We start from the raw sequence: 6,646 nt of genomic DNA on the forward strand, positions 1-6,646 counted from the left end.
CCCCCGCCCACCCCGGCGGCGGCGTCACCGGCCGCGAGCCGTTCGGGTAGTCCCGCGGCACCGCCTCCCCCGAGCCGCACGGGGAATCCGGTCAGTTCGGCCGGAACCGCGCGTTCGACGCCCGGCCGTACGAGTGCCTCCCCAACGCCGGCACCGACACCGATGCCGACACCGCCCCGACCCGCGTGGTTCGAGCGCGAAGTCTCAAGGACCTCCGCCGGTTCCGGTGCCAGGGTGCCACCCGTTCCCGGCGTTGAGGAGGGTCCTCGGCCGCGAGGAGTGCCGGCGCCCGTTCCCGTCCGGGATCATCGAGAACCTGGAAGGGACCCCCTGGAGGCCCCGGCTGGGCGTCGGACGGCCGCCCGTACCGACGGGGATGACCATGTACTCGATCATGATCGTGGTCGTCCACGGGCGTCGCGTTCCGCCGACCCGCGGACCATGCGGGTGCGCCGACAGCTCAGGCCCGATCTCAAGCCGGATCCGATGCCCTCCGGCACGAGGGACGAGGCGTGGCCCCTACCGGTCTCCGGCGCGGGGCAGGGCGGCGAGCCGGTGACCGATGCCTATTCCTACCCCGCCTCCTACCCTGACCAGGCCTTCGACCGCCGACTGCACGCGCATCCCGGGCGGAACCGGGGCGCGGGTGACGACCATGACCTGCAGGATCAGGAACGGCGTACGGACCCGGGGCCGCGGCCGGTTGTCCCGCGTCCGCAGGCCTTGCCCGAGACGCATCGTCCGTCGAGGCCGTCCGAACAGCCAAGGCCGTCCGAACAGCCGACGCCGTCCGCTTTCCCACCGGCCACCGCGCCCCGGCCGGTCGTCCCGCCCCGGCCGGTCGCCGCACTGATGGTGGTGCTGGCGGCCGTCGGCGCCGGCATCGGTTCCGTCCTGCCGTGGAGCGAGATGTCCAGCGGCGACGAGACACGTACGTTCAGCGGTCTCGTGGTTGGAGACGGGCGCACCATCGGTGTCCTGGCGGTCATACTCGGTGCCATCGGGGTGGGACGGTTGGTGCGTCGGCCGCTTGCCGGTGCGATCGATGTCGCCCTCGCCCGAATCATCGCAGTTCTGATCGTGATCATCACCGCTCTGGACCGGGTCTACGGGCCGCCGACCCTCGCATCGTTCCGCGCGATTTCCGCGGATGCAATCTCGATCCGTCCACAGGCAGGGATCGCGGTGTGCCTCGGCGCCGGCCTCCTCGCCCTGATCGGGGCGATGCTGCTCCAGCCGAGGACGAAGCCCCCTCGAAGATGACCTGTCCGCATCGATCCGGTCTCGGCGGTCGTGCTTCGAAGTCCTTCCGCTGACCCCTTGACGGGGGACAACGGATTCGGTGGATGTGGGTCATGACCGAATCGTCATTGTCCGCGAGGATGTTCCTGGTCAAGGAGACACGGGGGAGGCAAGGGGACACAGGGAGGACAGGCCGCCGGGCCAGGGGATGTCCGCCGAGGTGTTCCGTTCCTTGATCGGGCGCGCGCTCTCCCGCTGTGCGGGGGGTGGCGCGAGGGCGCGCGCCGGGTCCACCTCCTCGTGATCACTCTGGTGGCGCGGTCAGGCCGTTCCCTCGGCACCGGGGTTGAGATGACCGTCTTCCACCGCGAGTTTGTAGAGGTCGACCTTGGTGCTCGCGTCCCGCCCGGCCTTGCGGTATTTCGACCGGACCCGATCGATGTACTGCTTCGCCGTTTCCGGGGAGACGTTCATCTTGTGGGCAACCGTCTTCATGGGCATTCCGGTCGCATAGAGACGCAGTGCTTCTACCTCTTTGGGCGACAGATCCGGTTTGTCCGTAGCGTCATCGGTGAGCAGCAGGAATGCCAGCTGCGGCGAGATCCACCCCGTTCCCGCGGCGGCGGCGCGGATCGCGGTGGCCAGATCCTCGATGTCGTCGGTCTTCGGGACGAAGCCCGACGCGCCGGCGCGCATCGCGTCGCGAACCGTCGCGGGAGCCGCCGCGGCGCTGAAAACCACGACCGCGCGGTCCACCGCGAGCAGCCGCTGGATGTTATGGGGCGGCGCGGTGCCATCGCCGAGATCGAGATCGAGCAGGATCACCTGGGCGCCGCGCCCCGGGCCGGCCAGCAGGGCTTCGATGGAGTGGGCGGTGCCGATCAGCCTGAAGTCCTCGACGCCGTGAAGGAGGTCCGCGAGGCCGCGAAGCACGATCGGGTGATCGTCTACTGCCGCCACGGTGATGGCGCCAGGTACTGCGGGTACTGTGGTTCCGTTCGCTACGCTCATGCTGGTCCAGTCGTTCTCCCGGACTTGCCGGCCACGAGGCGACAGACCTCGTCAGGCCGTACGGGCGTTGGTGCCCGCTGGCGGAGCGTGGGGGCGCCACCGATCGCTGGGTGCGTCGGGGACACCGCATCCAGCGACGCCAACCATTTCAGCAGATCCCCACCGGGTGGCTGGTGGAGCATGGGGAGGGCCCAGCGTGGCGAGCGTCACGAGGGACACGTCCATCAGAAGACGATCGTAGATCGTCGGCCGTCCACGCCCGAGCGCGGCTCGGACGTGCTAGCGGCTCGCGGCGAGTTCGTCGGCGTCGGCGCAGGCAATGGGTGCTACGCCAGCGGCGTGCCTGGAGCCAGGCAGACCGTGCTGTGCGCACGACCCCGGCAGCGGGCGCCGACGACGGCTAGCTCGTCCAGTCCTCCCAGCTCAGGCCGGTGACCCGGCTGAACTCCGAGGTGTTCGCCGTAACGACTGTCAGCCCGCGCCGCAGTGCCTGCCCGGCGATCAACAGATCGTAGGCGCCAATCGGCGTCCCGGCCTTCCCCAGGGCGGCGCGCACCTCGCCGGCAGCACGGGCATCCTCGTCATCGAAGTCAAGCAGGTCCAGGTCACCGGAGAGCAGTATCCGCAGGCGCTCGGTGTTCTCCGGCACCTGAGCGCTCTTCGCCACGCCGTACCACAGCTCGAACAGGACGACCGACGAGAGCGCGAGATAATCCTCTGACGCTTCCGCCTCCCGGTACCGTTCCCGCACGCCGACGGGCTTGTTCCGCAGCAGTGCGACCACAGTGCTGGTGTCCAGGAGGCAGTTCACCCGAAGAAGTCCTCCCCGGCGGGCGTCGGCGGCTGGTTCCTGCCGTCCTCGAACAGCGGCACGTCCACGAAACGGTCCAGCTCGGCGAACCAGGCGTCGACATCGGACGCGATCGGCTCCAGCAGCACGCCGTCTCCCATGTGCCGGACGCGCACCCGGTCACCGGGCAGCCGAAACTCCTTCGGGAGCCGCACTGCCTGGCTTCTGCCGTGCATGAAGAGCCTCGCGATCGCCGTGTCCGCCACAACGCCTCCCGCACATGATAGCTATCGATAGTATATACCAGGTGTCTGCTGCCGACTCGGTCAGATGGCGGTAGCGCGGGCACGCTGTGGCATGAGGCGGCGGTGCTGGCGGCACGTACGAGGGCGGCGACAGCCGAAGACGCGCTGGCTGGTCGGCCTGCGGGCAGGTGGCCGCCGGGGCGTCAACGATCGTAGGCGATGCGTTCGAGCCCCATGGCCAGCCTTTCGAACTCCGCCGGATCGGTATAGACGTGCGCGCTCGCGCGGAGGACCGGCCCGGTGAGATCCCGGGAGCGCTCCACGGGGATGGCACTGGTGAGCACCCGGTCCTCTCGGTAGAGCCGGTCCCGGACGGCCACCGGATCGGTGCCGGGGGGCGGTTGCATGGTGATGATGCCGCACGGTGAATCTGGGTCCTCGCGCACCCGCCAGCCGCCGGCCCCGTCGAGAAGGCGTCTTCCCTGACCGGCCAGCCGCGCGATGCGGGCGAAGACAAGTGACGGGCCGGAATCCGTCAGTTCCGTGACGGCCTGCCCCAGGCCGATGCGGGACACGGTCGCCGCCTCGCCTATCCCGAGCCGGGCCAGTCCGGGGAGAGGAACCGGACGGTCGTTGCGGTCGAAGCGTGCGCTGTGCAGGCTCGGCACGGCGATATCAAGAAGATCGACGCTGCCTTTCCGGACGGCGAGAAATCCTGCTCCTCGTGGCCCGCAGAGCCATTTTCTCGACGTTCCGATATAGGCGCTGGCCGCGGTCTGGCGCACCTCGACCTGGCCGAGGGACTGCGCCACGTCGAGTACCAGGGGGACGCCTTCGGCCGCGCAGCGCGCACCGATCGCGGCTGCCGGCTGAACGATGCCCCGTTGGCTTGGCACCTGCGGAAACACCACGAGGTCGAGGTCGACGAGACCGATGCGCCCGGGTGCGTCGGCGCAGGCTACTCCGGCCCGGTCGAGCGTCTCGACGTCGATGACCCCGGTCTCGTCGACGGGAAGATCGACCAGCGAGACCGCGGTGCGCAGCGCCCGGGCGGCGAGTACGAGCATGTTGGACCCGTACTCGCTTGGTACCACGCCGATCCTCGCCCCGGCGGGGAGCCGCCAGGCCATCAGCAAGCTGGCGAAAGCCGCGCTCGCCGAATGGTGGAAGCTCAGGTCATCAGCGTCGAGTCCCGGGCCCATCAGGCTGACGAGCCTGGCCCGCGTGGCGTGGAGCCCGCTGCCTGCCTCCACCTCGGCGGCGTACGCGCCGAGTGCGCTCTCGCGCTCCAGGTACGCGGCCTCGGCCGCGATCGTGGCCCGACTGGGGCGGGCCGCACCGGCCGAGTCGAGATGAACCACCGACGACGGTGACCGGGCCGCACGCCAGCGGTGGAAGAGCCGGAGCTGCTCGGGATCTTCGTTCGGCCCGGGATCGTCGCTGTCGGTGAACCGGCGCTGGCGGGGCTGATGGATCGACGGTGTGTCCACGGGAACAGGGTGACACCTCGACGACGCGTGCGGCACCGTGCCGACGGTATGGACGTCGTGGTTGCGACGGTGTTTCCGTCGGTCGTGGGTTCGAGTCCCACCCGCCCCACCATGTTTGGCATTGTACGAACCGCTCCCTTCGGGGGCGTTGTGGCTGGTAGGGCGGCTGCGGCGGCCTCGGTCGGCGCGGGTCTGGGGACTTTGAAGACTGGTTGGAACCGTCCGGGGCCGAGGATCTTGACTTCGTGGATGAGGGCTTCGACGAGGGCCTTGCGCTGAAGGTCGGTGCCGACTTCGATGATCGTATCGATGTGGTTTGCGATCTTGCTGAGGGTGGCGCGTGGGGGCATGACGGGTTCGTCGTCGATCTGGGCGGTGAGTTCGGTCTGTCGGCGGCGGAGCTGCTTTTGCTTGGTGCGCAGCGCGGCGAGTCGGGTGGCGAGGGTTTCTTCGTCGAGGGTGCCGCGCTCGAAGGCGGACAGGTAGCGGTCGATGGCCTGGTCGGTCTGGGTGAGGTCGGTCTGGACGGTGGCGAGTTCGCCGGTGCGGTCGGTGTGGGCGTCGTGGTGGCGTTGGCGGGCGTGGTGGACGGCGTCGGCGATGAGCTGCTGGTGGTCGCGGTAGAAGGCGGCGAGTGCGGTGAGGATGGCTTGGTCGAGGGCGTCGGCGTCGAGGCGGGGGGCGTCGCAGCGGTCGCGGCTGTAGCGCAGGCGGGTGAAGCAGGTGTAGTAGCGGTAGGTCCGGTTGCGGCCCCCGGCGTTGGAGCCGAGCATCGCTTTGGCTCATTGCGGGCAGCGCATCCGGCCGGTGAGATAGTAGTCGGAGTCGCTGGCGGCTCGGTGGGTGTGCCCGTCGCTGCGGATGGTGAGGATCTTCTCGGCCTCGGCGAACTGGGCCGCCTCGATGATCGGTTCGTGGGTGTCGGTGACGGTGATCTCGCGGAAGGTCAGTTCGCCGAGGTAGACGCGGTTGTCCAGGACGCGGAGCACCTGGTGTCCGGACCAGGGTCCGCCGGTGGTGGTGCGGTGGCCGCGCTCGTTGAGGGTCTTGGCGATGGCGCGGGTGCCGAGCCGGTCGCGGACGTAGAGGTTGAAGATCAGACGGACGACGGGCGCTTCCTTCTCGTCGGCGAGCAGTTTCCAGTTGGCGCGGTCGACCTGGTAGCCGAAGGGCCGGTTGCCGCCCATCCACAGGCCCTTGACGGCTTTGCGTTCCATGCCGGCGATGACCCGGTCGATGATCGTGTCGCGCTCGAACTGCGCGAGCATCGCGAGCATCGCGAGCATCGCGAGCAGCATGCGGCCCATCGGCGTCGCGGTGTCGAACGGCTCGGTGGCCGAGCGGAACACGACCCCGGCCTGGTCGAGTTCTTCGAGCAGGGTGACGGTGTCGCGCAGGTTGCGGGAGAGCCGGTCGACGCGGTAGACGAGCAGCACGTCGATCAGTCCGTGGCGGGCCGCGGACAGGGCGCGTTGCAGGTCGTCGCGGTCGGTGGTGGCGCCGGAGGCGTCGTCGGAGAACCGGAGGGCGATGGCCCAGCCGGGTTGGGAGTCGACGTAGGAGCGGAGTCGTTCTTCCTGGGCTTCGACGGAGTAGGGCTGGTGCTCGTCGTCGGTGGAGCGCCGCAGGTAGATCCCGACGCGGATGGTGTCGAGCGGGTCGGCGGCGGGCTGGGGCGTGCGGTTCGCGCTCTTTCGACGCGAGGTCGCACGGGCCATGGCGCGTTTCCTTTTCTGCCGGTACCGGTCGTGGGTGGCGGCCGAGTTTTATGCGTGGCGCCGGTGGCGGCGGAAAGCGCTACGGCACATCGACCGGCGGGACAATCGGGCGCGGGCCGGGTCGCTGCTGTCGTCGTGGAGCAGGAGGTA

The 6,646-nt window shown here is 69.5% G+C and carries 8 protein-coding genes; 1 reads left to right on the forward strand and 7 read right to left on the reverse strand.

The features are described from left to right. Nucleotides 1-519: 519 nt before the first annotated feature. The gene (locus AC08ON_RS12595; RefSeq protein WP_476617031.1) at nucleotides 520-738 is read right to left on the reverse strand and encodes a hypothetical protein; all 219 of its coding nucleotides are present in this window, start codon (nucleotides 736-738) and stop codon (nucleotides 520-522) included. Nucleotides 739-852: 114 nt separating this feature from the next. Here AC08ON_RS12595 and AC08ON_RS12600 point away from each other — a divergent pair, with 114 nt between their 5' ends. After that, complete coding sequence (locus tag AC08ON_RS12600; protein WP_476617032.1) at nucleotides 853-1,263, forward strand: hypothetical protein; 411 nt, start codon at nucleotides 853-855, stop codon at nucleotides 1,261-1,263. Nucleotides 1,264-1,563: 300 nt separating this feature from the next. Here AC08ON_RS12600 and AC08ON_RS12605 read toward each other — a convergent pair whose 3' ends face one another. The 6 genes from AC08ON_RS12605 to AC08ON_RS12630 all read right to left on the reverse strand — a co-directional run bounded on the left by AC08ON_RS12605 (nucleotide 1,564) and on the right by AC08ON_RS12630 (nucleotide 6,496). Beyond that, nucleotides 1,564-2,253, reverse strand: coding sequence for a response regulator (locus AC08ON_RS12605; RefSeq protein WP_476606235.1), 690 nt, complete (start codon nucleotides 2,251-2,253; stop codon nucleotides 1,564-1,566). Between the two features lie 400 nt (nucleotides 2,254-2,653). Then, on the reverse strand, nucleotides 2,654-3,064 hold the full coding sequence (locus tag AC08ON_RS12610) for a PIN domain-containing protein (protein WP_476606234.1): 411 nt from the start codon (nucleotides 3,062-3,064) through the stop codon (nucleotides 2,654-2,656). After that, a complete protein-coding gene (locus AC08ON_RS12615) occupies nucleotides 3,061-3,279 on the reverse strand; it encodes an antitoxin (RefSeq protein ID WP_035730384.1) in 219 nt (72 codons plus the stop codon). The genes AC08ON_RS12610 and AC08ON_RS12615 overlap by 4 nt, the downstream gene beginning before the upstream one ends. 212 nt (nucleotides 3,280-3,491) lie before the next feature. Beyond that, nucleotides 3,492-4,601, reverse strand: coding sequence for an aminotransferase class V-fold PLP-dependent enzyme (locus AC08ON_RS12620; RefSeq protein WP_476617036.1), 1,110 nt, complete (start codon nucleotides 4,599-4,601; stop codon nucleotides 3,492-3,494). Continuing rightward, nucleotides 4,490-5,551: a recombinase zinc ribbon domain-containing protein gene (locus AC08ON_RS12625; protein ID WP_476617033.1), complete on the reverse strand. Its 1,062-nt coding sequence runs from the start codon at nucleotides 5,549-5,551 to the stop codon at nucleotides 4,490-4,492. The genes AC08ON_RS12620 and AC08ON_RS12625 overlap by 112 nt, the downstream gene beginning before the upstream one ends. Nucleotides 5,552-5,560: 9 nt before the next feature. Continuing rightward, on the reverse strand, nucleotides 5,561-6,496 hold the full coding sequence (locus AC08ON_RS12630) for a recombinase family protein (RefSeq protein ID WP_476606231.1): 936 nt from the start codon (nucleotides 6,494-6,496) through the stop codon (nucleotides 5,561-5,563). Between the last annotated feature and the right edge of the window lie 150 nt (nucleotides 6,497-6,646).

This window comes from Frankia sp. CoWAU3 (assembly GCF_977971855.1).

Bases quoted from the DNA above. Each gene is read 5' to 3' on its own strand.
- AC08ON_RS12595 (WP_476617031.1), bottom strand. From the start codon at position 738: ATGCGTCTCGGGCAAGGCCTGCGGACGCGGGACAACCGGCCGCGGCCC.
- AC08ON_RS12600 (WP_476617032.1), top strand. From the start codon at position 853: ATGGTGGTGCTGGCGGCCGTCGGCGCCGGCATCGGTTCCGTCCTGCCG.
- AC08ON_RS12605 (WP_476606235.1), bottom strand. From the start codon at position 2,253: ATGAGCGTAGCGAACGGAACCACAGTACCCGCAGTACCTGGCGCCATC.
- AC08ON_RS12615 (WP_035730384.1), bottom strand. From the start codon at position 3,279: ATGCACGGCAGAAGCCAGGCAGTGCGGCTCCCGAAGGAGTTTCGGCTG.
- AC08ON_RS12625 (WP_476617033.1), bottom strand. From the start codon at position 5,551: ATGCTCGGCTCCAACGCCGGGGGCCGCAACCGGACCTACCGCTACTAC.
- AC08ON_RS12630 (WP_476606231.1), bottom strand. From the start codon at position 6,496: ATGGCCCGTGCGACCTCGCGTCGAAAGAGCGCGAACCGCACGCCCCAG.